Source organism: Lysinibacillus sp. RC79 (genome assembly GCF_041262405.1).
In the GTDB taxonomy this organism is placed as follows: domain Bacteria; phylum Bacillota; class Bacilli; order Bacillales_A; family Planococcaceae; genus Lysinibacillus.
This window is the reverse complement of the sequence record NZ_JBGCCD010000001.1, coordinates 343,083-368,539: the sequence shown is the minus strand read 5'-3', so window position 1 is coordinate 368,539 and position 25,457 is coordinate 343,083. Positions and strand designations below refer to the sequence as shown.

Here is a 25,457-nt window from a genome sequence, read left to right as displayed (position 1 = left end):
CTTCCCTTCTTTATTCAACTCTATTAAAAAATAAACAAACGAGTTATTTTCGTCAATAGGCGCCATTTAATGTATTTAGTTGCTCAAGTTTTACTGGTAGCCAGCCTTCGTTGTCGACCCATTCCATGCTAACGCGATACATTTTTGTCTTATCATTCGTTGAAACTGTAGCAATAGCCGAATTAGCGCCACCGTTATTTCCCATACGCCAAATAATCATTTTATCCTTTTCGATACCTGTAACGGCTGTAACTGCTGCTACCTTTTCAGCCCAGTCTACTGATTTATCATCGTAAGAAGACACATGCTGACCTGTTTGTGTTGTAGGTGTAGGCTCCCAATTTTTATTTGTTATGACCTTGTCAACAATTGGGTTATCTGAAGTACTTTCAGTAGTAGCGTCCTGTTCAGATGTTTGGGTTCCTTCTGTAGGCTCTTCCTTTGTAGGTTTTTCCTCTTGAGCTGTAACATCATCGTTATTTTGCTCTTTAGAAGGCTCTTCCTTCACATTTTCTTTATCGTTCTTCTGCTCCTGTATTGGCTCGCCTTTCTCAGCTTTTCCTGCATCATCCTGCCATTTAAACACATATGTTGCTGTTATAATAATTAATATCACGACAATACCAATTAAAACATTCAATAGTTTATCTAGCTTTTTATTACGAGATGGCTGCAAATGACGACTGCTTCGAGTTTGTTTTTCACTCATGAAGTCTCCCCCTCTCTAGCCAATATTCTATCAAGTTCAACAGTACTTGCAAAATAATTGTGCTCATATATTTTTTCATAGAGAAATATCTCGACGTATTTTCCAATGAGTTTTTACACTCACCTAGATAATAGAATCAAGATTTATTTCTCCTTAGCGTAATTGTTGTTGTTACTATCGCTTCGTTTTCGCGCAGTAAACATTGCTCTAAAATAACATTTGTAACTGACGCTGCACTTACGTTACAAAAAACATTCTGCTAAATGAAGATAAAAGCAGCTAGCTCTCCTTTCAAAAGATAAGCTAACTGCTTGTACAAAAATTATTTTATTGAAATAATTTTAACTTTCATTTCACCACCAGGTGTTTGTACGACTACCTCTTCGCCTTCAGCACGACCTAGCAAGCCTTTAGCAATTGGTGATTCATTTGAAATACGGAACTCCATTGGATCTGCCTCAGCCGATCCAACAATTGTATACGATTCCTCATCTGTTGATGGTTTCCCATTAATAACTTCTACAAATGTAACCGTTTTCCCTAGTGATACTACACTGTTGTCTGTTTCATCCTCAGAAATAATAACTGCGTTACGAATCATTGATTTTAATGTAGAAATTCGACCTTCTAAAAAGGCTTGTTCTTCTTTTGCAGAGTCATACTCAGCATTTTCAGAAAGATCCCCGAAATCACGAGCGATTTTAATACGTTCTACGATTTCCTTACGTGTTTCCGTTTCTAATTTCACTAATTCTTCTTCTAATTTTCTTTTACCTTCAGCTGTCATTGGGTACTGTTTTTCGTTTGCCAAAGTTCTTCACTCCTTGTTTTCGTCAATAGAAAAACATAAAACTCGATTAAGGGCCTAGTAGGATTCACTTAATCGAATTTTATTATTTTTAAACGGTTTCAAATTACTCTTTGACCTAATAGTATGCATGCCTTTCTGAAATATGTACAGATATGCATGTAAATATTGTCAATACCACTCTATCTTATTACAATACGTTGTCGGTTTCAAGGATAGTTTTAATCTTCGTTACCAATAAATCAATCGCAACCTCATTATCCCCACCTTCAGGAATAATAATATCAGCATAACGTTTCGTCGGCTCAATAAATAGATTGTGCATTGGACGTACTGCCGATAAGTATTGTTCGATTACCGAATCTGTTGTACGTCCACGCTCTTTTATATCACGCATTATACGACGAATAATACGTAAGTCTGAGTCCGTATCTACAAATAATTTAATATCCATTAAATCACGTAAATCTGCATCTTCTAACACTAAAATACCTTCTAGTATAATAACATCTACAGGCTCAACATGAATTATCTCTTTTGCTCTTGTATGCTGCACATAATCATACACAGGCTTTTCGATTGGTTGACGGACTAATAATCTTTTTATGTGCTCAATTAACAAATCATTATCAAACGCTAACGGATGGTCATAGTTTGTACCTAAACGCTCCTCAAATGTTAAATGACTTTGATCTTTATAATAAAAATCTTGTTCAATTACAACTACTGAATGGTCACGGAAAACATCATAAATAGCACGGGTCACACTCGTTTTTCCCGAGCATGAGCCACCAGCGATTCCGATGACGACTGGACGCTTCGCTGCCATTAATTATTCTCCTTTCGCATCATGTTATGCGGATTTAATGGTGTATCGCATTTAAATTTAACAATTTGTAGTGGATGACGTGCGGCATCTAAGCTATTGCCATCCTCATCCCAAATTTCACCCATTGTAAAACGGAAATTTTCGATTTCTGGTCCAAAGAACTCTACCTCATCGCCAGGTTTAAAATAGTTACGTTGTTGCATTGTAACCATTTTCGTTTCTGGGTCATGCTCTAAAATTAAACCAGCAAACTCATAAGTCGTTTTACGGCCATGTACACCAAACATTTGCTCCTCGTGGCCAGGGGCATCATGGAAGAATGCTTCAGCAGTATCACGGTTAGCACATTTGTCTAGTTCCTCGAGCCATTCACGTTTAATTTTGAAATTTTCAGGGTCAGCACAATAAGCGTCAATCACTTTGCGGTACACTGTAACAACTGTAGCAACATAGTGAATTGATTTCATGCGACCTTCTACTTTTAATGAATCAATACCAAGCTCAATCATATGTGGTATTGCTTCAATCAGCTTTAAGTCTTTCGGACTCATCGCAAAAGGTGCGTGATTATCATCGAAAAGCGCCTTTTCTTCGCCATCCTCTAACTCATATAAATCATAGTCCCAGCGACAAGATTGACAGCAACCACCACGGTTAGAGTCACGAGCAGTCATATGATTTGAAAGTACACAGCGACCAGAATAGGCGATACACATTGCTCCATGAACGAAAGCCTCAATTTCAATATCGACTTTTTCTTTCATCAGCTTCATTTCTTCGCCGCCAACTTCACGTGCTAATACTACACGATGTAAGCCTTCTTCTTTCCAATACTGTACGGCCTTCCAGTTCGATAAAGATTGCTGTGTAGAAAGGTGAATTTCAAGCTTAGGTGCAGCTGTACGGCATGTTTCAATGATTAATGGGTCCGCTACAATAATGCCTGTAACACCTGCAGATTCAATATCCTTTAAATACTGCTCTAAGCCGTCCATATTTTCATTGTGGGCGAAAATATTTGTCGTAACATATATTTTTGCACCGTATTTATTGGCGAATTCAACACCTTCGCGCATTTCTTCAATTGAGAAGTTATCTGCGTTTGAACGTAGACCGAACTCTCGTCCACCGATAAATACAGCATCCGCTCCATAATGTACTGCTACTTTTAATTTTTCTAAACTACCTGCAGGGGCAAGTAGCTCTGGTTTTTTTGTAATGACACGTTTACCGTCTACAATCTCACGGATTTTGTCATTTTGCTCTAATACTAATGCCATGTTCTTGCCACCTCCTAGTAAACTGTTTCCTTGAAGATAAAGCCAGTATCAAGAGGTCTGATGGTAGGCTGAATTTCTTCAATTTTAACTAATAAATCATCTTTAATATCTTCATAAGCATCTTCTGATTCGTCAAAATATGTGTCAATTGCTTGACGATAAGCTTCTGTTACTGTGACCACATATTCTGGCGTTTGAAGAACACCCTCAATTTTCAATGCATCAATGCCACCTTCGAATAATTCGCCAAGCTCATCAATAATACACATATCGTTTGGACTGAAAATATGAGTACCGTTAGCGTCCTCATAAATTGGATATTTATTATTACGTTCATCATCATGAAGGAACATATTGCGATTTTCCTTACGATTTTCAATTTCCATTACTTTATCTTGATATAAGAAATAATGGCCTAGTAATGGACGTTTTGATTGGAACATACATGTCATTCCATGTACTTGAACCTCAATCTCTAATTCTGTATTTTCTTTAATTTCTAGCACTTCATCTAAAGAAAGTTCACGTGAAAGCACTGCGCGAGTTGCACCGCGTTTCCCCCAATAATTTGCAGTAAACCAGTTCGTTGCAGTTGTTTCTGGATTCCAGTGTAGCGGTATTGTTACACCTTGCTCACGACGGATGATTAATACTGCTGGATCACCATAAATTAAACGGTCAACACCAATACGTTGCATTTCTTTTAAATATTCGGCAAGCGCATCCAATTTTTCATTATGGAATAGCGCATTTACCGCAACATAAACCTTTTTACCCGCTGCATGAATTAGCTGTGTAGCTTCTTCCACTTCACTAACAGAAAATTCTCCTGCTAGGCGCAGACCAAATTGTTGTTCACCAATGACAAAAGCATCTGCTCCAGCCTGTAAAAGTGCTTTAACATGGTCCACTGATTGCGGTGTAACAAGCAATTCAGGTTTTTTCATAATAGTCACCTCTTCAAACATAATAATAAACCATCACCAACTGGTAAAAATGCACTTGTGTAATCAGGGTGCTGCATAATCCATTCGGTAAAGTTTTTCAAATTGCGAATCATTGTACGCTTGCGACGCGGTACATCTTTTAAATCCAAATCTGATAAGCCATGCATATACATATTATCGATATACAGAACTCCGCCAGATTTTACAAGAGGTGCATACTTTTCAAAAAAGCGTTGATATTGTCCCTTTGCAGCATCGATAAAAACAGCATCGAAGGCCGTTTGAATTGCTTCATCATTCACCTCTAAGGCGTCACCTTCAATGACCGTAATACGATCTGATACTGTGGAACGTTCAATATAAGCCTTTGCTCTCGTAACACGCTCTATATCACGCTCGATTGTAACGATATGCACATTTGGTAAAGCCTCTGCCATCCTTATTGCAGAATAACCAATTGCTGTACCAATCTCTAAAATTTTCGACGGATTTTGAATACGTAGCAGTTGATTTAGTGCATCAATGCCTGAAAGTTGCATAATCGGTACATGATTCTCCTCCGCAAATGCTTCCATTTCTAAAAGCAATTCATTACGTGGTTGGATAAATGATTGTATATATGCATCTGATAATTCCATTTTTTAGTTCACCCTCATATCAATTATGCCTCGGCATAATTGTGTCCGGAATCAGCTTTGTGCTTAGGCCTGCAGATGTTTTTTGCGCGAAAGCGAAGCGTCAGCAGCAGATGTTTTTTGTGCGAAAGCGCAGTGCTAACGTAGCGGCAGCAACAACATGATGCAGGTCAGTTAGCCGTTATCGCATGGATGCGATGATTTTAGGCTAACATCCTCAAAGAACTCCTTTCCGATTCCGTGACATCCGCCGGAGGCTTTAACTTCTTTCAGCTGATGTTTGGACACCCGCTGAAAGAAGTTAAAAGGCAACGAGCAATACTCGTTGTCTGTACTTCATCATTTAGCAACAAAAAGAAAAAGACCAAACGTGATGTCTTGGTACTTCGTCATACAAAAATGAGCAATTGTTTTTATAAGCTCAAAACAATTGCCACCACGTATATTATTCCGCATTAACGGACAGATTGAATTTTCTCCATGCGGATCGATTAAAAATCACAATTTATAATAGCATGAAAATAGAAGGAAAGCTATTTTTCTTTCCTTCTATCCACATTATTGCTATTTATTTTTGCTATTTAAAGTACTTACTCTGCTTTTTTTATATATTTATCTACTTTCTGTAAATGTTCATCGTACGTTTTTGAGAAGTGGTTGACACCTTTTTGATCCGCTAAGAAGTAGAGATAGTCCGTTTTACTTGGATTAAGCACTGCTTCAATTGAAGTTTTTCCAGCACCCGCAATAGGACCTGGTGGTAAGCCTTTATTTTTGTAAGTATTATAGGCATTATCTACTTCTAAATCTTTATATAGTACACGATCTTTATGGGAACCAAGTGCATATAAAACAGTTGGATCTGTTTGTAGTGGCATCCCTTGATCGATACGATTATAGAATACGCTCGCAATCGTTTCTCGATCTGTTTGGGCAGTAGCTTCTCTTTCCAGTAATGAAGCAAATGTTAATAATTGATGTGCTGACATTTTCTTTTCAGTTAAAACATCGTTGTAATTTTTCACAACCTTGTCCATTGCTCCTACCATTTCGTCTACAATCGATTCCAATGATGGTTTTTCTTCAAAATAAGAATAAGTTGCAGGGAATAAATAGCCCTCTAAATCATATCGGATATTATCTGCTAAAACCGCATCCGTTACAAGCTCAGGGTATTTAGCCTTCATTTGTTGTACAAACGCATCGCTTGTTACTAAGTCCATAAATTCCTTTTGAGTGTACGGCGTTTTCTTTTCCACAACATTACCAATTTGTTCAAGTGTTAAACCTTCAGGAATAGTCATTGTAAAGACTGGCTTACGGTAGACCTTCCCGGTTTTTAAACTTTCGATTAGCTCATCCAATGTCATTGCTTGTGTTAAACCATAGTTTCCTGCTTGGAACTGGGATTCATTTTTAAATTTAGCATAGTATTTAAAAACACGAGCATCTTTAATAATCCCTTTTTCCTCTAGTAGAGTTGAAATAGAGCTTAAAGTTGAGCCAATTGGCACTTCAACTGCTATTGTTTTAGTCGCATCTGGATCCACTGGTTTTAAAGCACTATTCACATAATTATAGCCAAGTAAACCGACAATCCCTACTATTAGAACTAAAGCAATTGCAACAATTGCAACGATTTTTCTCACAATTTTTACCTCAGATTTTCTTTCTTGCATTTTTGAAAACATTTCTTGTTTTTTTGAACCGTTATTCACGGGTTTCCCCCCTATCACTCCATTATCATACTAGAAATCAACTATCACGACAAACAGAAATAGATAATTCAGTAGAAATAGATCATATCAATTATGCCTGTAATTGCGTCCGGAATCGGAAAGAAGTTAAAAAATAGCTTGTGACAAAAGAATGAATAAAATAAATCAAAGTTGATTTTCACAGGTTTTGTCAACAAACTGACACAAAAACAGACAGTTTTATGGCTTTGACAGCCTCATCTGAAGTTACTAGAAATACAATTTTTAATATACTATTTTCAACTTTAAGTACCAACGCTTACATTCAATATAATTCGACTTGACATAACAACTGAAATAGAAAGAACTCTGAGTAGCATTTTACCACTCAGAGTTCTAATTACAATTCATTTAGCACATCTTCAACAAATGCCCATTCTTCATCTGTTTCAATCGGTAATAAATCATCAATCGTTCCGTCATTTCCCGATACGTATTGTGCAGCAAAAATATCTCGTTCCTCTATTGGCTCGTCCGTTGCCAGAACATATAGTACATAGGATTTGCCAAATTGTTCAGATGAAAATGTATGAATAACCTCACATACCTGATCTGCCCCATTCTCATCTGTTATTGTAAACAGTTGCGACTCTTCTTCAAATTCGTCTAGAAGTGTCAGGACTACCTCATTAATCATTTCCCATTCTGCATCTGTTTCAACAGGCTGTAGATTTGTCATTTCTCCATTGTTATCATCATAATCAAATGTCATAGCAGAAATGTCTCCAGGAATTTCATTGCCCTCTTCGTCGATTAACGAAAACAATACATATGATTTTTCCTCCGCATCGAAGGTGAAGACAACACGACACTTTTGCTCCTTGCCATTTTCTCCAACTATAAGAAATTCTTGCGTTTCCTCGTTCATTCAATGTCCTCCTTTTAACTATGGTTCAAATTTTGAAGCGAGTCCTTAAATATTCAATATCTTCCGGTGACACTGAAACTATCTCAACATAGACTCGTCTTACAACCTCATAGCTTCATTCTTCCTAAAGTAAAAAAGGAACAAGGAGTGCTTGTTTGCCATCCTTGTTCCACACTTATAAAGAACGATGATTAGTCCTCGTTTTCATCCTCTAAAGCGTTTAATACGTCTTCTACCATATCCCACTCTGCTTCAGTTTCGATAGGTGTTAATTCACCATCTTCACCATTTTCAGATGGAACGAATGAAGATACGAAGATTTCTACAGAACCATCCTCATCTTCTTCTGCGCCTACCATAGAGTAAAATACGTATGATTTGCCAAATTCAGCTGATTCATGAACGTGAATTACTTCACAAAGCTGTTCATTTCCGTTCTCGTCAATCACTGTAATGTGTTGTACATGTAGTTCTTCTTCATGGTTATGTTCGTGTGCCATGCTTGTCACCTCATCAATTAATTTTTGCTATCCAAGTAGCCTTGTAAAATCATCACAGCAGCCATTTTATCAATGACTTGCTTACGCTTTTTGCGACTCACGTCTGCTTCGATTAGCAAACGCTCAGCAGCCATCGTAGTTAAACGCTCATCCCAAAGCTTGACCGGTAGTGAAAATGTATCTTCTAAAAGCTTTTTATAGTTTTCAGAAGCCTCACCACGCGGTCCCACCGTATTATTCATGTTTTTCGGGTATCCTACAACAAATTCTGTTATAGCATACTCCTTCACTAGCTCGGCTATACGGTCAATGCCGAACTCGCCGTTAGCTTCATCAATTTTTACGGTTTCAATACCTTGGGCCGTCCACCCTAAAGCATCACTAATAGCAACGCCAACGGTTTTTGACCCAACGTCTAATCCCATAATTCTCATTTCTAGTCCTCGTTGTTCTTTTTAATATAAAACTTAACAAGCTCTTCTAGAATTTCGTCACGCTCAAGCTTGCGAATTAAATTACGAGCATCCTGATGGCGAGGAATATACGCCGGATCACCAGAAAGTAAATAACCGACAATCTGATTGATAGGGTTATATCCCTTTTCCTCTAATGAAGAATGTACTTTCAACATTACCTGCTTGACTTCCTGTTCCATTGATTCTTCTGGAAAATTAAATTTCATAGTTTGATCAAATGAACTCATGACCAGCACCTCGCTTTCAGAAATAAGGAGATGTGCAAAAGCTCATCTCCAATTTCTCTTTATTATAACATGTTTTGGCGGATTAATTAAATAGATTTAATATAATCATACACAGAAAGTAGTGCTTCATCAAGTTTTGATGCATCTTTTGCACCTGCCATCGCCATATCCGGACGACCGCCACCTTTACCACCACATGCTTCTGCTACCATTTTTACGATATTTCCTGCGTGGTAATTGCCACCAACTAAATCTTTTGTTACACCAGCACATAGCATAACCTTTTCGCCATCGATAGCACCAAGAACGATAATAGCTTTAGGCATTTTAACTTTCAAGTCATCCATCATTTGACGCAGTTGATTATTGTCTTTCGCCTCAACTTTAGTAGATAAAACAGTTACATCCCCAAAAGTTTGCGCTGCGTCCACAATAGCGCCTGCTTGTGCATTCGCGATTTTTTGTGATAACGCCTCATTCTCGCGTTGTAAATCTTTATAGTCAGCTTGTAATGCATGTACTTTTGTCACAATATCTTTTGGATTTGCTTTTAATAATGCTGCTGCTTCGTTTAATAAAGCTTCTTCCTCTTTTACTGCTTCATAAGCAACTTTACCTGTCACAGCCTCGATACGACGTGTACCTGCACCGATACCACCTTCTGAAACAATTTTGAAGAAGCCAATTTCAGAAGAACGTTTTACGTGAATACCACCGCAAAGCTCAATAGAGTAGTCACCAATTGAAACAACACGAACGATATCGCCATATTTCTCACCGAATAGCGCCATTGCTCCCATAGCTTTCGCTTCTTCGATGCCTTTTTCTTCAATAACGACCTCTATATCATCCCACACTTTTTCATTTACAATACGTTCAATTTGTTGTAATTCCTCTTTTGTCACTTGTCCGAAGTGAGAGAAGTCAAAACGTAAACGATCAGGACCTACATATGATCCGGCTTGGCTAACATGGTCGCCCAGTACATCTTTTAGCGCACGTTGCATAATATGTGTTGCTGTATGGTTTTTAATAATTAAATTACGTTCTTCACGGTTAACTACTGCTTTTACAGCATCTTCAACATGCATTTCGCCAGATTCTACAAGTACAGTATGAAGCGGCTGACCATTTGGAGCTTTTTGTACATCTTTTACAATGGCAGTAAAGTTATCATTAGAAATAACACCGCTATCCGCAATTTGACCACCCATTTCAGCATAGAATGGTGTTTTAGCTAAAATAACTAGTGCTTCTTGCCCTTCAGATGCTACCTTTGATACTTGGCCGTTGACAATTATCGCTGCAATTTCTGTGTCAGTCGTTAATGTATTATAACCTACAAATTCACTCGCAACCGTCAAGTTTGCTAGTACTTCATTTTGTACTTGCATAGAATCCACATCTTGACGAGCTGCACGTGCGCGTTCACGTTGTTCTTCCATTGCTGCTTCAAAGCCTTCATGGTCTACCTTCATGCCTACTTCTTCCGCATACTCTTCTGTTAATTCGATTGGGAAACCATAAGTATCATATAAACGGAATGCATCTGCACCTGGAATATAGTCATGACCAGCTGCTTTTTGAGCCTCTACTACATCATTAAAAATAGCAAGACCACCGTCTAATGTTTCATGGAAGCGAATTTCTTCATTTTTAATAACACGTTGGATAAACTCGCATTTTTCCGTTACTTCTGGGTAGAAATCATTCATAATTTCACCAACAGTTGGTACTAATTCAAACATAAATGGCTTTTCAATGCCGATTTGTTTTGCATAGCGCACAGCACGACGTAGTAAACGTCGTAATACATAACCACGACCTTCATTTGAAGGAAGAGCACCATCACCAATGGCAAACGCCACTGTACGGATATGGTCCGCGATAACTTTAAATGGTGTATTGATATCTTCTTCTGAACCGAAGATTTCACTTAGTGCTACTTCACCTGGACGTTTGTATTTGCGATTTGCTAATTGCTCGATTTTTACAATAATAGGCATGAATAAATCAGTATCAAAGTTCGTTGGAACATTTTGAACAACTGATACGATACGCTCAAGACCCATACCAGTATCAATATTTTGTTTTGGAAGTGGTGTATATGTGCCATCAGGATTATGGTTGAATTGAGAGAACACTAAGTTCCAAATTTCAAGATAGCGTTCATTTTCACCACCTGGATACATTTCTGGATCATTTTCATCTGAACCGTATTCTTCCCCACGATCATAAAAAATTTCTGAGTTAGGACCAGATGGACCTTCACCGATATCCCAGAAGTTCCCCTCAAGTCGGATTAAACGCTCTTCAGGAATACCAATTTCGTTATGCCAAACGTCATACGCTTCTTGGTCCTCAGGATGGATAGTAATAGATAAAAGCTCTGGATCAAAGCCCATCCATTTTTTATCCGTTAAGAATTCCCAAGCAAAATGAATAGCTTCTTTTTTGAAGTAATCCCCAATCGAGAAGTTACCTAGCATTTCAAAAAACGTATGGTGTCGAGCCGTTTTACCTACGTTTTCAATATCATTTGTACGAATTGATTTTTGGGCATTTGTAATACGTGGATTGTCAGGAATGATACGACCATCGAAATATGGTTTAAGTGTTGCAACACCTGAGTTAATCCAAAGTAATGATGGGTCATTGATTGGCACAAGTGGTGCTGATGGCTCATGATGATGACCTTTTTCTTTAAAGAATTCTAAATACATGCGGCGAATTTCTACTGCTTTCATATGAAAAGTTCCTCCCAATATGTTTTGTAAAATACGAAATGAGTCCGCAAATCAATTTTGCTTCAGCGTAAGCTTTCGCGCAGATAGACATAAAAAAGCCCCCATCCCAAAAAAGGGACGAGGACTTGTGTTTGTCTCGCGGTACCACCCTAGTTGTAAGTAAAAATATACTTACCTCTTTAGCACTTGTAACGTAAGTGAACGGCAGGGATTAACTGCACTCTGGAGTAGCTTTCGGTATTTGCTATTGTGAGGATTTTTTCAGCCAAGAAATCCCTTTCTTTTACACGCACAAATACGTACTTATTCCATCATCGTTTTTTACTATTTTCTAACGAGAATTATAAAAAAAATATTTTCTTCTGTCAATTGGCACTATAATTGCTAAACATAACTAAGCTCAATTTTATTAATGATATATGTTATCGAGAGAAATAATTTTTTTTGTAAAAAACGAAGGTAGACAATCCTGTTAACAAGATCATAACGACAATCACTATCCAAAATATATTTGATGTATCTTGATATGGTATAGGCACATTCATTCCATAAATACTGGCAATTAACATCGGCACCGATAATATGATTGTAAATGAAGCGAGTAATTTAAGAACTTGGCTTACGTTGTTTTGAATTACGTTACCATATGCATCCATAATATTATTTAAATTAGTTTGATTAATTTCCGTCACTTCATATGCCTGATCTAATTCAATAAGCACGTCGTCTAAAACACTTGCATCGTCTTCGTCTAATTTGATAGAGCTACCATGTAATATTTTTTGCATCGTAAATTTCATTTGTTTAAGAGAAGTTACCATATATATAAGACTTTCGTTTAAGTTAAGGAGTGTATACATCTCACTATTACGATATGACTTAGCAAGTTCTTTTTCTGCTAAAGTGATTTCCCGTTCAATTGTAGCTAAAAAACGAATATATGCTCGAGCCGTTATACTTAATATATTTAAAGTGTTGCGCGTTTTCATATGTGTCTCACAGAGAGTCATTTCGCCGTTAAAGAAATCCTTCATAAAAGGTAGCTCTTCTCTACAAATCGTAAGCATATGATTTTTTGTGTGTATGATACCCATTGGAATTGTCCGATACTTCACGTCTTGATCAGAACTTTCGACATCTAATTGATCGTATGGGACATGAATAACAATCAAGATCGCTCCGTTGCGCTCTTCAATTCGCGGGCGTTCTTCTATATCAAGTGAATCCGTTAAAAAATTGTTTGGAACACCAAGAGCTGCCTCTACATGTTCAATTTCACTTGTTGTTGGTGCTTCAAGATGAAGCCAGCTGTTATAACCAATTTTTGATACCTGTTCAAACTTACCTTCTGAAGTACTTTTGTTTATTAAAAGCATTTTATAGCACAACCTTTCTTACGTACTATCTGAATATATTAGAAACGCAAAAATTTTGATTTGTAAAATACGTAGAAGAGACTTCCACTGATTCCTACCATTAGTCCAATAACTACTAAGAACATGAATGGCTGATCTTCATAAGGCAATGGGACGTTCATCGAGAAAATACTTCCAATTATAGTCGGAATCATTAGTACAAGCGTAAGAGTAGTCAGTATTTTCAAAACACTATTCAGATTATTATGAGTGATTGCTGCGTACGCATCCATAAGACCACTTAAACTAAGGCTTCGCATTTCTGTTACTTCCGCTGCTTGTTCAATATCTACTAGCGCATTATGCAACATTTGTTGATCTTCTTCATATAGCTTTATATCTTGCCCTTTGGAAAGGTGTAAAAAAACATTGCGCATAGCTCGTAAAGATGTTGAAAAATATACTAAACTTTTATTAATATGAATCAGACCAAAAAGCTCTCGATTGTTATGTGATTCTTTTAATTCTCGCTGTAATCGTCCAACCTGCGCTTTTATACGCTTGAGAAAATCGAGATACGATTGAGCAATCGCTTCAAATAGAAGTAATGTTATTCGAGTCTTCATATGCGTTTGAAATGTTCCATACTTTCCTGAAAATATGTCTCTACATAATGGATTGTCTTCTTTTGTGACAATTATTAAATGGTCCTTTACATGAATAATCCCAATTGGTAACGTACGATAAGGGATTTCCTCATACAAACGTTCCTCATTTATCACAACAGGAGAATTAAGAATAATGACCATTGACGAATCCTCTTTTTCAATCCGAGGTCGCTCATTGATGTCTAAAGAATCACGAATAAAATCTTTCGGAACATTAAGTTTATTTGAAATTTGAGAAATTTCAGCATCTGTCGGATCCACAAGATAGAGCAACGTGTTATGAACAATATCAGATACCTGTTGTAATTGACCTATTGAATTACTTTGATATATCGTAAGCATCTTTTTCCCTCACTTTCTCTTCTAAAATAGCCGTTTTTTATAAAATACCCAACCCGTCAACAAGCTAATGACTGCAGAGATTGACATTAGTACTGCTAATGCATATGCACCATCTTGCTTCGGTAATGGGAAATTCATCCCATAAATTGTTGCGACCATCGTCGGAAACGTCAAGATAATCGTAAATGCAGTTAAAACTTTCACTACAACACTAAGGTTAATTTCAATCGCCGCAGAATATGCATCCATCATATTACCTAAATTTTCGTTGTAAATTTTTGATGTATCAAGAGCTTGTTGCATCTCATTAAGAGTGTCTTGCATCCGTTTTTCATCTTCTTCATTCATTTCAAGTACTCTTGACAATTTCCTCATCATTACAAGATTTACTGTTAACGCCTTTATGAAATAAACAAGGCTCTTATTTATATTGAGTAAAGTATACACTTCACTGTTCTTGATTGATTTTTGTATTAATTTTTCAGATACAATAACTTTTTGATTAATATCATCAAGGCATCGTAAACAATAACGGGCCGAAACAAGGAACAATTGTAAAATAAAAGATACGTTTATATTGTTATTAAAATTCTTATCGAGAATTTTGCTAAATTCCTGTAAAATCGGATGATTAACGCGACAAATTATTACAATTACTTCACTTGTTTGAATAATGCCGATTGGAATTGTCCTATATGGTATAGTTTCACCATTTGGCATTTTTAAGGGTACATTGACAATCAGTAATAAATCATTTCCGCTTTTTTCTATTCGTGATCGTTCATCAATATCAAGGGAGTCACAGATAAAGTCACTTGGTACTTCAAGTCGATTAGCAACATACTGTATATCCTCTTCGGATGGTTCAGTGAGACATACACAGCTACCCTGAACGACCTTAGGCTGTTCTTCCAGTAGCCCTTCTTGGCTTCTTTTATAGATTTTAAGCATTGAATCGTCCTCCTAATCTGCTGAATTAAAACAGATTTAAGTTTTTTACTCCTACTATCTCCATCGGTCGGACTCGGACTCTCCATTTTGACCCCCCCCTTTCTAAAAATGAACTCTTATTTCCCTGCTAAAAGGATTTAATCGATATGGCATTATAAGGTTCTTTTCGGAAATTAAAAAACCCTCTAGGAGTCCTAGAGGGTATAAAAAAGTGCACAAAAATAAAGCAGCACAAAAAAGCACTTTCGATTCCCCCTAGTCGAGTTTTAGCACTATACACCGTAAAGAGATGAATTTATCTCTTAGCCACCTTAAAAAAAGCCTTAATCCGGCAGTTCCTGTTCTACCCATGGGCATCTTTCGATATTTCTGGGCAGTGGCCTATGTTTGTATAGGAGCCTCACCTAACGAGGTTTTATTTAATTTCCTCGCAATCGTAATCCGTATTTTCCAATTTGTCAAGAGTCTAAAAATATTTTTAAGGTGTTTTTTTATTACGAATATCTGTACGAAATGAGAAATAAATAGAGTAGTCTTCCCCTTAAAATTTGCAGTTGTTACGAAAAGATTTTTTCAAACACAACAGATAAAGACCATTCGTAATTTTTACTCTATTAAACTCTTTCTCGGTTCTTTTAAGCTGTTTATTTCAAGCAATAAGAAACGTTAGCACTCTCATATTACTAAAAAGATTCCAGTAATCTTTGCTCCGTAACTTAAGCAGAGAAACAGAAGCACTTGCCTCTCTCCACTCTATGTACTTTCATAGATTTTTGTATTGATCCTCTTTAAATTTTTTATTCAGCAGTTTAAATACAAAAAACTTACGTATTATGAAAAAGGCCTAAACAACTTTTACAGAAGCTATTGACTATCGTAAAGTACCAATTTATTAATTTTTAAATTCGAAAAACTTCTAATCCCAAATTTGATTAAGTAAAAATTGTAAGCATAAAAATAAGGCGCATCAACAAAAGTTTGGGGTATTATGTAATAAAAAGTTGATTGGAAAGGGAGCTAGCCAGTAGGGGAACGAAGGTTAAAGATATAACGTCCTGAGATATGCCTTCGTGGCCAATATCGTTTTGCCCCAATGAACGGCCCCCCACATATGAGGCCATTTTAAGATTTTTTATTTTGAACAGTTGTTGACAACCAAAATTATTCGGAGTACAATTCACTTGAAAACTATATGTCCTCGTTAGGTGAGGCTCCTATGCAAACATAGGCCACTGCCCAGAAATATCGAAAGATACCCATGGGTAGAACAGGAATTGCCGAATTAAGGCTTTTCTTAAGGTGGCTAAGAAATGATTACATTTCTTTACGGTGTATAGTGCTAAAACTCGATTAAGGGGAATCGAACGTACTTTTTTTGTTTTTTTGTGCGCTTTTCACCCCCTCTAAATCGTTAGAGGGTTTTTTTATTTTATTTGACTAAAAAAGGGGGAACATGTGATGGATAGTTATTCGATATGGCATTTCATATTTTTAAATAATCCGAATATGGCAAAAGGCAGCGTTTTTGCGTTCAGTCCGCATATGTCCCTTTCTTCAAAAACCCAATTATGAATTTCCCGCAAAATTGGCGTTTACCAAGATAGGTTTATTTGATGTGTACGTCGAACAAGATACATTCTAAGCAAGAAGCTCCCTTTTTTACGGGAGCTTTTTTATATTATTTTTATTTTAGTGGCATTCTATAAAAAGAACTGAAGAGGTGATTGACGATGATAATGACAGTAGAAATGATAATCAAGTTAAGCCTAGCTTTACTATTCGGATTATTGATTGGGATTGATAGACAGATTAAACAAAAACAACTTGGCATGAGACCTAGTATGGTCATCTGTATTGCCAGCTGTTTATTAACCATTGTCTCCATAGAAGCATTCGGAAAATTTGGAGGTGCCAATCATCCGAATATGGATCCGATGAGACTTGCTGCGCAGATTGTAAGTGGAGTTGGTTTCATTGGTGCTGGTGTTATTTTACGAAGAAGTAACGAGGTGATTTCTGGTCTTACTTCCGCTGCGCTAATCTGGTCAGCTTCTGCCCTTGGAATTTCTATCGGGGCGGGGTTTTATATAGAGGCAACATGTGCTGTCATCCTTTTGATAGTGGCAGTCAACATTGTGCCCTTTTTCATTAAAACATTAGGTCTATCAACACTTAACCGACAGGATATTTCATTAAAGATTATCGTGGAATCGAATTATCGTATGACAGAATTAATTAAAATGATTAAGCATAGAGGGCAAAATGGATCTTCAAAAAAATATGAGTATAAAATTCGGCATTTCAAGCTCAAAGATATTGATAACGATCACCAATTAATTGACTTAATTCTTTCGGTACCAGAAGATCAATATACGACGGAGATTTATTATTATGTCAAAAAGATTGATCACGTCCTGAGTGTCGAAATTGAGAATTTATAATAGAAAGGAGCGTCAATAATGATTAGACTACATCAATATAAATATAAAGAAGAGTACACATACTACATGTTGCAATCTTTAAAGTCTGGAAAAAAAGATTTTTTTCGAAAGGATTTTCTAGATTTACACCCTATGGATCAAGCAACATTTTTTATAGAACTTAGTGAGGAAAGACGCTTCACAATTTATTCTTTTTTAACTCCTTGTGAATTTGGAGAAATTTTTAGCGAGCTAGATCCATCCATGCAGAAAAAATGTATTATAGAGCTTGACCGTCCATTTGCAGTGGAGATGTTAAATGAATTACCTCCAGATGACGCCACAGATTTCTTGGGGCTACTATCATATAAAGAAGCGGATTTTTATTTAGAACGTATGGAAAAAGATGAAGCCGATGATATTAAGCAATTACTTCAATACGAAAAAGGGTCAGTGGGAGCCTTGATGACAACAGACGTAGTAATAGTTGCAAAAGATGATTTAGTAATTGATGTGTTTGAACGCCTAAAGCATAATGAAGCAGATGCAGAAACTTTTTATTACTTATATGTTACAGATACCAATAAACAATTGCTTGGAGTCGTATCATTACGAGAGCTAATAATTTCCCCGCCAGAGTGTCGAATGGGTGAAATTATGAACTCTGGAATCATTTCAGTGTCTGCCAATACAAATCAATCCGAGGTAACACAAATCATACGCAAATATGGTCTTTTAGCAGTTCCTGTTGTAACAGAGAACTATGAACTCCTTGGAATCGTTACTTTTGATGATGTGCTGACTTATCTATAAAGATAGTGATATTTTTACAGCAATTATACTCAATGAGAAGTAATTGTATCAATTATGCCTCGGCATAATTGCGTCCGGAGGCTTTAGGGCAACACGATGTTGGTCCCTCAGTCGTGTGTTGTTGTTGCTGTCGCTTCGCTTTCGCACAGATAAAACCGTGTTGCTGTCGCTTCGCTTTCGCACAGATAAAACCGTGTTGCTGTCGCTTCGCTTTCGCACAGATAAATTGCCACAGGACGTGGCGTTCTTAGACTGAATTCCTCTATTTCAGCGGATGTCTTTTGTACCGAAAGCGTAGCGACAGGTACAGATGTTTGGACACCCGCTGAAAGAAGTTAAATTAATTTTAAACCGTTACTTCCTCAAAACTAATTATTATTTTTCAAAAAGTTTTCTACCCGATTAACTAATTCTTCCCTGTTATAAGAATTATAAAGTGCGCTGGCTAAACGGACTGGATCCCCAAAGAAAAAGCGTTCATACAGTGTTTGTCTTGTACCAAAGCTACTCATCGTTAAATCCCAAGCTAAGCGGAATTTTTTGACGCGCTCCTCTCCACCGTCCTGAAAAGACTGTAAATAATGCTCAAGATCACCGTCATCCGCTGTAAATGCTTTTTCACTTGGAATGGACATTAATCCGCTTGCGCCAAGTAACTGGATAATTTCTGTAAAGGTCGGATATACTTTAGGGAACATCTGAATAGCTACTTGTACTGTTGGAAGATCAGGTCTTATAAAACCAAATTCATCTTTTTTTGCTTCAATTTCTGACTTTAACAGTAAGGCCTTCATCGTTTCTAATGTCACGATGATATCTACAACCTTTTGCTGCACATGTTGATATTCGCCGATATTTATCGTATTTACAATTGACTGTACAACACCTAAGACAAATTCTGTTTTGACAATTTGACGTGTAAGAACTTGATGTAAACCATATGTTTGAAAACCACTTACGTTCAAAAAGTTATTGGCAACTTCCACATTCTCATAATAAAAGACGCGTTCCCACGGTACTACAACATTATCAAACACAACGATTGCATCCATTTCCTCGTAACGACTACTTAAAGGATAATCAAAAACCGATTCCCCTCCGACAAATGATTGCCTACATAAAAACTTTAAACCTTTTGTATTACTTGGGATTGAAAAAGCAAAGCCTTTTCCTTCATCAAAACCATTTGTTGATATAACAAGGAGTTCATCTGTAATTCCTCCCTGTGTCGCTAGTAATCTCGCACCTTTAATTACTAACCCCTCGCTCGTTTTATCTACAATTTTAGCAGCAATTGTAACCTCTTCATCTTCAAAATAAAACTTTTGACGATTTACTTGTGGCTCGATAAATGTATGTGTCATCGTCAAATCGTTCTCACGAGCATACTCATAAAATTTTAATAAATGCTGAGGGAAACAATTTGGCTTATCTTTCAAATATTCTGCTACAGATGCCAGAGCCATTAATGTCGTATTCATGTAATCTGGACTTCTCCCCATAAGGCCATGATTAGATAATGCCCACTCTCGTATTGCATTACGTCTTTTCACGAGATCTTCGACTGTCACCGCTTGAAGAAAAGACATACCTACACGCTTATTACTCGTTGGTGAAACATATGTCATCTTCTCAAGCAACGCCTTTTCATTTTGTAAATCAAAAAGCCTTGCCTGACTTTGCATTACTCCCTTAAATGCTGGATGCTCCGACACCTTCCCTGTGACAACTTTCCCATCAATCGAAATATATGTTTTTAAAGCGTCAATACGGTCAATATATTGCTGTCCTGTAATTACTGGCATGCAGTCACCCCTAAACGTTACAAATGTTTTATACTTTTTCAGTATATGAAATTTCCTAATATTAGGTTCCACTTTATCCAGCTGTATTATAGCAAAATCTCAAATCATCTAAACTGTACTATTTTATAAATACAGTTGAAAATCCCCCTTTATTGCACAATTTTTCAGTTACTTTAGATAAAAACGGTTTCAATTAGCACTTTTTTAACGAGTTCAATTTTGTGACACATTCACAAAAAAGTCCTCTTCGACTAGTACAGAATTGCTAGATTTTTTATATATCCAGGTGTAAGATAGCTTCGTAACTAAATCAAATACATCTTTTTATTAAAGGAGAATATATATGAACAAACAAATCATAACGTACGTGGCGGAAATGGAAGCTGCTTTAATGAATAAAATGGAGGATCATAATGAAGAGAATCTTTTATTTTCTATTGCTTCAGATATGATTGCCAAAGAAAAAGATCAATTTAAAAATGTTTGCCAAGCATATGAAGTAGTTAAACATCACCTAGTTGGCATCCACTAAATCAATTATGCCTCGGCATAATTGCGTCCGGAATCGGCTTTGTGCTTAGGCCTGCGTGAGGGCCGACACGATGTCGGTCATTTCGGTAATGCCACAGGACGTGGCGTTTTTACCGATGCAGGTCAGTTAGCCGTTATCGCATGGATGCGATGATTTTAGACTAACATCCTCTAAGAACTCCTTTCCGATTCCGTAGCATTCGCCGGAGGCTTTAGGCCAACACGACGTTGGTCACTCAGACGTTTTCACAGGATGTGAAGTTCTTAGCCTGAGTTCCTCTATTCCTCTTTTCAGCGGATGTTTGGACACCCGCTGAAAGAAGTTAAAAAATCACACAACAAAACCCGATCAATTCGAATTGATCGGGTTTTGTATTTTACTGCGCATATGGCAGGACCATTTTTTGGAATTGTATAAATGTTGTTTGTTGATTACTGGACAAGCGTTTAATTTGATATACATCATCGTACGGATTGTTATAGCCAAGCTTCGTTGAAAATGCCATCGTGAATCCAGCTTCCTTTACCGCATTAATGATGTTGGCATTATATTGCCCAAACGGATAAGCAAAAGCTTTAGCCTTTGGAATAATTGTTGTGCTACGTTGTAAATCCTGAACAACTTCATGATATGGGATTAGAAGCATTTTGCCTTTATTCCCTACTAAGTCATGTAAATTGTAAGTGTGTGATCCATACGCAAAAACATCTTGCATATTTGTCATGTCCTGACGTGAAAGTGCCTGTAAATCATTATAATTAAAAATTTGCTCATCATTCGAATTTTCATTACGGTAAGTAATTAAAAATTGTGTAGCTTTAAAGCCATTGTTTTTAAGTACTGGATACGCATATTCACGTGTCGACAATAGGCCATCATCAAAAGTTAAAACAATTGAGTAGGCAGGCAGTGTTATTTCATTGCGCATGAAACGCAAGAATTCGTCTACAGAAATGGTTTCGTAGTTTTTACTTTTTAAATACTGCATTTCTTTTGCAAATTGAACATCTGTCATCGTAGTAGTTACATTTTTGAAACGTCCAAGCTCATGCTCTTTTAGAAAATGATGATACATCATTACAGGAACGCCACGATCAATCGCTACTTTAGAGCTATGGATATATCCTTCACGGCCACCAAGTACTGTTACGTACCAATCCCCTTCTTTCCGCAATATCGGATAACGGCGATTTGTATCTAGTTTAGCAAATGGCTGTAACGCTTTTGTTTTTTTGTCATAAATTTCACTATTTGCAGAAATAGGGATGAAATACTCATTTTTCATGGTATTGTCCTTACCAACATTTTTATACGAAGGAGTATTTAAAAATTTCACCTTTGATTTTTCTGCATAAATATATGATTTTCCCCAACGAACTTGAACATATGTTGGATCCATTGATTCTACAACCTCTAGCTGTTGTCCTTTCATTAACGTAGCAATAGCCATTTCTTTTTCACGGCGGAAATCATAAAGAATTACGTTTTCTAACGCCTCTATATAGCCATTTTGTTTAATAGGAGGAGTTGTAGTTGGTTTTTCAACAGGCTTTGTGGTATTCGTATTTGTTGTACCCTGACCTTTTTCTTCCACAACAAAATTACTATGTACATACCCTAAGCGTCCGTTCACAGCAATTCCATACCAACTACCCATTTTACTATATATAGGGAAGCGAACTCCCTCTGACAATGTGGCAAATTGAACAAGTTTATTGCCAGTATTATCGTAAATCGGTGCAACGCTTGTTGGGACAATATAGTCCTTTATTTTAGCAACAGCTGGGACTGTATTTTTATAGTTTTTTGCTGAAACAACCTTTGTATAACGTTTTTCAACATAACCATAATAACCACCCCAACGAATTTGCCACCAATTGGCTCCATAATCTTTTGTTACTTCAAAAGTTTGCCCTGCTGATAATGTTCCCACCTGAACTAGTGAGCCTGAACGATTATCAAAGACAGTTGCTTCCTCATTCACTTGGATGACGGTATTATTTGCATATGCTTTTTCTGCAAAAGGTAATAGCATCATGAACAGAAGCAATACTAGCATGCGTTTCACTATATTCACCTCATAAAAATTTTTATTATCTTTTACTTCAATCATTAGACGATTTCCAACTAATAAAAGTTTATTGGTTGAATTAATTTCATAAATCATATTTTCCAAGAGCTTATTGGGGAGGTGCCCGTTTTTATTGTTTCAGAACCCTTGAAACTAAAGGGATTAAATTTATGAAATTAACTCACTTATCTAAATAATCATACGGCGAGACACCATCCATTCCAATCAATGGATGGATATATGGTTCTGTTTCTACCGTTAGCTTGAAATCAATGGATTGTTTTTCATTTTGTAAATCTTCGTTTAATGGAACAATTTCTGCTTCTACAACTTCCTCTGCAACATTATTCATTGGATTGAGCCTTGCACGTAGAGACGTAAAGCGCTGTAAATCATCCGTACGCTGTAAACCATCTGCTAGCACATCAGGTTCACCACATAAAATCAAGAAATTTTTTGCACGCGTAATACCTGTATATAACAAATTACGACGCAGCATTTTAGAATAGCCTCGTACAACCGGCATTATAACTGTCTGGAACTCAGAGCCTTGCGATTTATGAATTGAACAACAGTAGGCAAGTGTCAATTGATTGAGGTCACTCCGTTGATAAGTTACTTCAATACCGTCGAATGACACAACAAGTAAATCTTGTTTCTCAATTGTTTCCTTTGCCTTTATAATACTGATTACCTCACCCATATCACCATTAAAAACATTGCTCTCTGGTTGATTGACAAGCTGTAAGACTTTATCCTTTATACGATATGTGACATCACCAAAGACGAGCTCTTTTCTAGTACCAGTGTCGTTTGGATTAATAAGATCCTGAATCATTTTATTTAAATTGTCTATTCCTGCTGGACCTCTGTACATTGGTGCTAACACTTGGATATTACGAATTTCTTGACCTTTCGCAACCGCACTTTTCACAACTTGTGTAACAACGCTTGCTACCTGATCTGAGGAGGCTTTAATAAATGAACGGTCAGATGTCTTTAACGTTAGATCGTTTGTGATATTACCACGTTTAATTTGATGAGCAAGTTCAATAATCGTTGAGCCCTCTGCTTGTCGATAAACCTCTGTTAATTCGACAGTAGGTAATTGCCCGGAAGCCAACAAATCCTTTAACACCTGTCCTGGTCCCACTGGTGGAAGCTGATCTTGATCGCCAACAAATACAACTTGCACATCCTCATGCAAGGATTTTAATAATTGATGCGCGAGCCAAGTATCGACCATCGACATTTCGTCTACAATAATGAGTTTCCCTGTAACCTCACGCTCAGTTTCTTCCTCTTTCTCCTGACCAGTAAAGCCTAGCAATCGATGGATTGTCATTGCTGGAAGTTCTGTTGATTCCGATAAACGCTTGGCAGCACGTCCTGTTGGAGCACATAAAATAATCGGAAAGGGCTCTTCTTTTTGTACGTATTCCTTCGGGTTTAATGATAGTCCGTGTAACTTTGCATACACTTCTACTACACCCCGAACAACAGTTGTTTTACCTGTACCGGGTCCACCAGTTAAAATCATAACAGCTGAGTTTAAAGCTTGTTCAATAGCATTCGCTTGTGTTTCAGCATATGTGACATTGAGCATCTCTTCTGTTTCACCAATCGCTTTGCGTATTTCAGCCTTACTAAAATGTTCAGCCTTATTGTTACGTTCGATTAAAGTTAATATTTTTGATGCAATTCCTACTTCTGAGAAATATAGAGATGGTAAATATAATCTCGTTTCTTCCCCACAAATTTTACTTTCCTCACGCAATTCGATGCAAGCTTTAGAAATGATCTCAAAAGGAATTTCCTCTCGTTGGCTTTGCTCAAGCATATCTTTTACTAGCGGTAACACATGTTCTGCATCTAAATATACATGCCCATCCGATAATGCTGCTGTATTTAGAGTATGTAAAATCGCCGCCTTAATACGGTCTGGATGATTGCCAGTAATCCCTAATTTTGAACCTAGCTCGTCGGCACGAAAGAAACCAACACCCTCTACATCTTCAATAAGGCGGTATGGATTTTCAGTTAATAATTCAACGGCCTCTGTTCGGTATGTTTGGTAAATTTTCATGCCGAGCTGTGGTCCGAAACCCCATTCATTCAGTTGAATCATCACTCGTTCTAAGCCTAAATTTTGTTCAATCGTACGATGGATAACCTCTTTTTTTTCAGCCGATAGTCGAGGTACAGCATCGAGCGCATTTGGGTCCTCTAAAATAAGACGTAACGCATTTGCCCCTAGTTTCTCTACGATTGTTTCAGCAGTTTTTCTTCCGATTCCAACAAACAAGTCACTCGATAAGTAATGAATAATTCCTTGCTCTGTTGCTGGCACTTCCTTTGTAAATATCTCTACTTGAAATTGTACTCCATATTTTGGATGTTGTCTTAATAATCCTGTAAAACGATATTGTTCATCCATCTGTAACGTCGGAAAATATCCAACAACTATTATTTCCTTATCCTCATACTGTAAGTTGGTCTCTTGAATTTTCACACGAACTATCGAATACATATTTTGTGCATTATGGAAGATAGAGACGATTGGACGTCCGAGTATAAAAAATTTATTTTGTTCAAATAAATCAAGATTCTCTGCCATTTTCGGTTCGTCCTTTCGTGTTCATTTCAATCATTATATTTTACCACACCATAATGTGAAAAATCGTTTAAAAAGAGAATTCACTAAATTCTTTTAAAAT

At 36.9% G+C, this 25,457-nt stretch carries 21 protein-coding genes, 2 riboswitches and 1 other annotated feature; of the genes, 3 read left to right on the top strand and 18 right to left on the bottom strand.

The genetic code is table 11. The features are described from left to right. Window positions 1-52: 52 nt before the first annotated feature. From ABH968_RS01765 to ABH968_RS01695, 15 genes are all read right to left on the bottom strand, one after another. Window positions 53-709, bottom strand: coding sequence for a YrrS family protein (locus tag ABH968_RS01765; RefSeq protein WP_370041997.1), 657 nt, complete (start codon window positions 707-709; stop codon window positions 53-55). Window positions 710-1,031: 322 nt separating this feature from the next. Next, on the bottom strand, window positions 1,032-1,520 hold the full coding sequence (greA, locus tag ABH968_RS01760; RefSeq protein WP_049667741.1) for a transcription elongation factor GreA: 489 nt from the start codon (window positions 1,518-1,520) through the stop codon (window positions 1,032-1,034). A 187-nt stretch (window positions 1,521-1,707) separates the two neighbouring features. Then, window positions 1,708-2,346 carry a uridine kinase gene (gene udk, locus ABH968_RS01755; RefSeq protein ID WP_370041995.1) on the bottom strand — a complete coding sequence of 213 codons (639 nt, stop codon included), beginning with the start codon at window positions 2,344-2,346 and terminating at the stop codon, window positions 1,708-1,710. After that, window positions 2,346-3,626 (bottom strand): peptidase U32 family protein, encoded by a 1,281-nt coding sequence (locus tag ABH968_RS01750; RefSeq protein WP_370041993.1) that lies wholly within the window; start codon window positions 3,624-3,626, stop codon window positions 2,346-2,348. Before ABH968_RS01750 ends, udk begins: the two co-directional genes overlap by 1 nt. 14 nt (window positions 3,627-3,640) lie before the next feature. Next, complete coding sequence (locus tag ABH968_RS01745) at window positions 3,641-4,573, bottom strand: peptidase U32 family protein (RefSeq protein WP_370041991.1); 933 nt, start codon at window positions 4,571-4,573, stop codon at window positions 3,641-3,643. 5 nt (window positions 4,574-4,578) lie between these two features. Next, the gene (locus ABH968_RS01740) at window positions 4,579-5,211 is read right to left on the bottom strand and encodes an O-methyltransferase (protein ID WP_370041989.1); all 633 of its coding nucleotides are present in this window, start codon (window positions 5,209-5,211) and stop codon (window positions 4,579-4,581) included. A 587-nt stretch (window positions 5,212-5,798) separates the two neighbouring features. Further along, a complete protein-coding gene (gene mltG / locus ABH968_RS01735) occupies window positions 5,799-6,926 on the bottom strand; it encodes an endolytic transglycosylase MltG (protein WP_370041987.1) in 1,128 nt (375 codons plus the stop codon). Window positions 6,927-7,305: 379 nt separating this feature from the next. Further along, window positions 7,306-7,833: a DUF1292 domain-containing protein gene (locus tag ABH968_RS01730; RefSeq protein ID WP_370041985.1), complete on the bottom strand. Its 528-nt coding sequence runs from the start codon at window positions 7,831-7,833 to the stop codon at window positions 7,306-7,308. Window positions 7,834-8,024: 191 nt separating this feature from the next. Further along, window positions 8,025-8,333 (bottom strand): DUF1292 domain-containing protein, encoded by a 309-nt coding sequence (locus ABH968_RS01725; protein WP_370041983.1) that lies wholly within the window; start codon window positions 8,331-8,333, stop codon window positions 8,025-8,027. A 17-nt stretch (window positions 8,334-8,350) separates the two neighbouring features. Beyond that, window positions 8,351-8,767 carry a Holliday junction resolvase RuvX gene (gene ruvX, locus ABH968_RS01720; RefSeq protein WP_370041981.1) on the bottom strand — a complete coding sequence of 139 codons (417 nt, stop codon included), beginning with the start codon at window positions 8,765-8,767 and terminating at the stop codon, window positions 8,351-8,353. Between the two features lie 2 nt (window positions 8,768-8,769). Continuing rightward, complete coding sequence (locus ABH968_RS01715) at window positions 8,770-9,036, bottom strand: IreB family regulatory phosphoprotein (protein WP_004226839.1); 267 nt, start codon at window positions 9,034-9,036, stop codon at window positions 8,770-8,772. 86 nt (window positions 9,037-9,122) lie between these two features. Further along, window positions 9,123-11,783, bottom strand: coding sequence for an alanine--tRNA ligase (alaS, locus tag ABH968_RS01710; RefSeq protein WP_370041979.1), 2,661 nt, complete (start codon window positions 11,781-11,783; stop codon window positions 9,123-9,125). A gap of 110 nt (window positions 11,784-11,893) precedes the next feature. Then, window positions 11,894-12,107, bottom strand: a binding site (T-box leader). 98 nt (window positions 12,108-12,205) lie between these two features. Further along, on the bottom strand, window positions 12,206-13,159 hold the full coding sequence (locus ABH968_RS01705) for a magnesium transporter CorA family protein (RefSeq protein ID WP_370041977.1): 954 nt from the start codon (window positions 13,157-13,159) through the stop codon (window positions 12,206-12,208). A gap of 38 nt (window positions 13,160-13,197) precedes the next feature. Next, complete coding sequence (locus ABH968_RS01700) at window positions 13,198-14,148, bottom strand: magnesium transporter CorA family protein (RefSeq protein WP_370041976.1); 951 nt, start codon at window positions 14,146-14,148, stop codon at window positions 13,198-13,200. A gap of 21 nt (window positions 14,149-14,169) precedes the next feature. Beyond that, window positions 14,170-15,099: a magnesium transporter CorA family protein gene (locus ABH968_RS01695; RefSeq protein ID WP_370041974.1), complete on the bottom strand. Its 930-nt coding sequence runs from the start codon at window positions 15,097-15,099 to the stop codon at window positions 14,170-14,172. Between the two features lie 244 nt (window positions 15,100-15,343). Continuing rightward, a riboswitch (M-box (ykoK) riboswitch) is annotated at window positions 15,344-15,518 on the bottom strand. Between the two features lie 771 nt (window positions 15,519-16,289). After that, a riboswitch (M-box (ykoK) riboswitch) is annotated at window positions 16,290-16,463 on the top strand. Between the two features lie 372 nt (window positions 16,464-16,835). Here ABH968_RS01695 and ABH968_RS01690 point away from each other — a divergent pair. Together ABH968_RS01690 and ABH968_RS01685 are read left to right on the top strand one after the other, a co-directional pair. Beyond that, window positions 16,836-17,540 carry an MgtC/SapB family protein gene (locus ABH968_RS01690; protein ID WP_370042174.1) on the top strand — a complete coding sequence of 235 codons (705 nt, stop codon included), beginning with the start codon at window positions 16,836-16,838 and terminating at the stop codon, window positions 17,538-17,540. Window positions 17,541-17,558: 18 nt separating this feature from the next. Further along, entirely contained in the window at window positions 17,559-18,332 is a 774-nt protein-coding gene (locus ABH968_RS01685) for a magnesium transporter (RefSeq protein ID WP_370041973.1), read from the top strand. 368 nt (window positions 18,333-18,700) lie between these two features. Here ABH968_RS01685 and hpaB read toward each other — a convergent pair whose 3' ends face one another. Then, window positions 18,701-20,137 (bottom strand): 4-hydroxyphenylacetate 3-monooxygenase, oxygenase component, encoded by a 1,437-nt coding sequence (gene hpaB / locus ABH968_RS01680; RefSeq protein WP_370041971.1) that lies wholly within the window; start codon window positions 20,135-20,137, stop codon window positions 18,701-18,703. A 343-nt stretch (window positions 20,138-20,480) separates the two neighbouring features. On the opposite strand from hpaB, the gene ABH968_RS01675 reads away from it, so the two are divergent. Continuing rightward, window positions 20,481-20,669, top strand: coding sequence for a hypothetical protein (locus ABH968_RS01675; protein ID WP_370041969.1), 189 nt, complete (start codon window positions 20,481-20,483; stop codon window positions 20,667-20,669). A gap of 376 nt (window positions 20,670-21,045) precedes the next feature. Here ABH968_RS01675 and ABH968_RS01670 read toward each other — a convergent pair whose 3' ends face one another. Then, window positions 21,046-22,782, bottom strand: coding sequence for a polysaccharide deacetylase family protein (locus tag ABH968_RS01670; RefSeq protein ID WP_370041968.1), 1,737 nt, complete (start codon window positions 22,780-22,782; stop codon window positions 21,046-21,048). A 139-nt stretch (window positions 22,783-22,921) separates the two neighbouring features. Then, on the bottom strand, window positions 22,922-25,357 hold the full coding sequence (gene recD2, locus ABH968_RS01665) for an SF1B family DNA helicase RecD2 (protein ID WP_370041967.1): 2,436 nt from the start codon (window positions 25,355-25,357) through the stop codon (window positions 22,922-22,924). Between the last annotated feature and the right edge of the window lie 100 nt (window positions 25,358-25,457).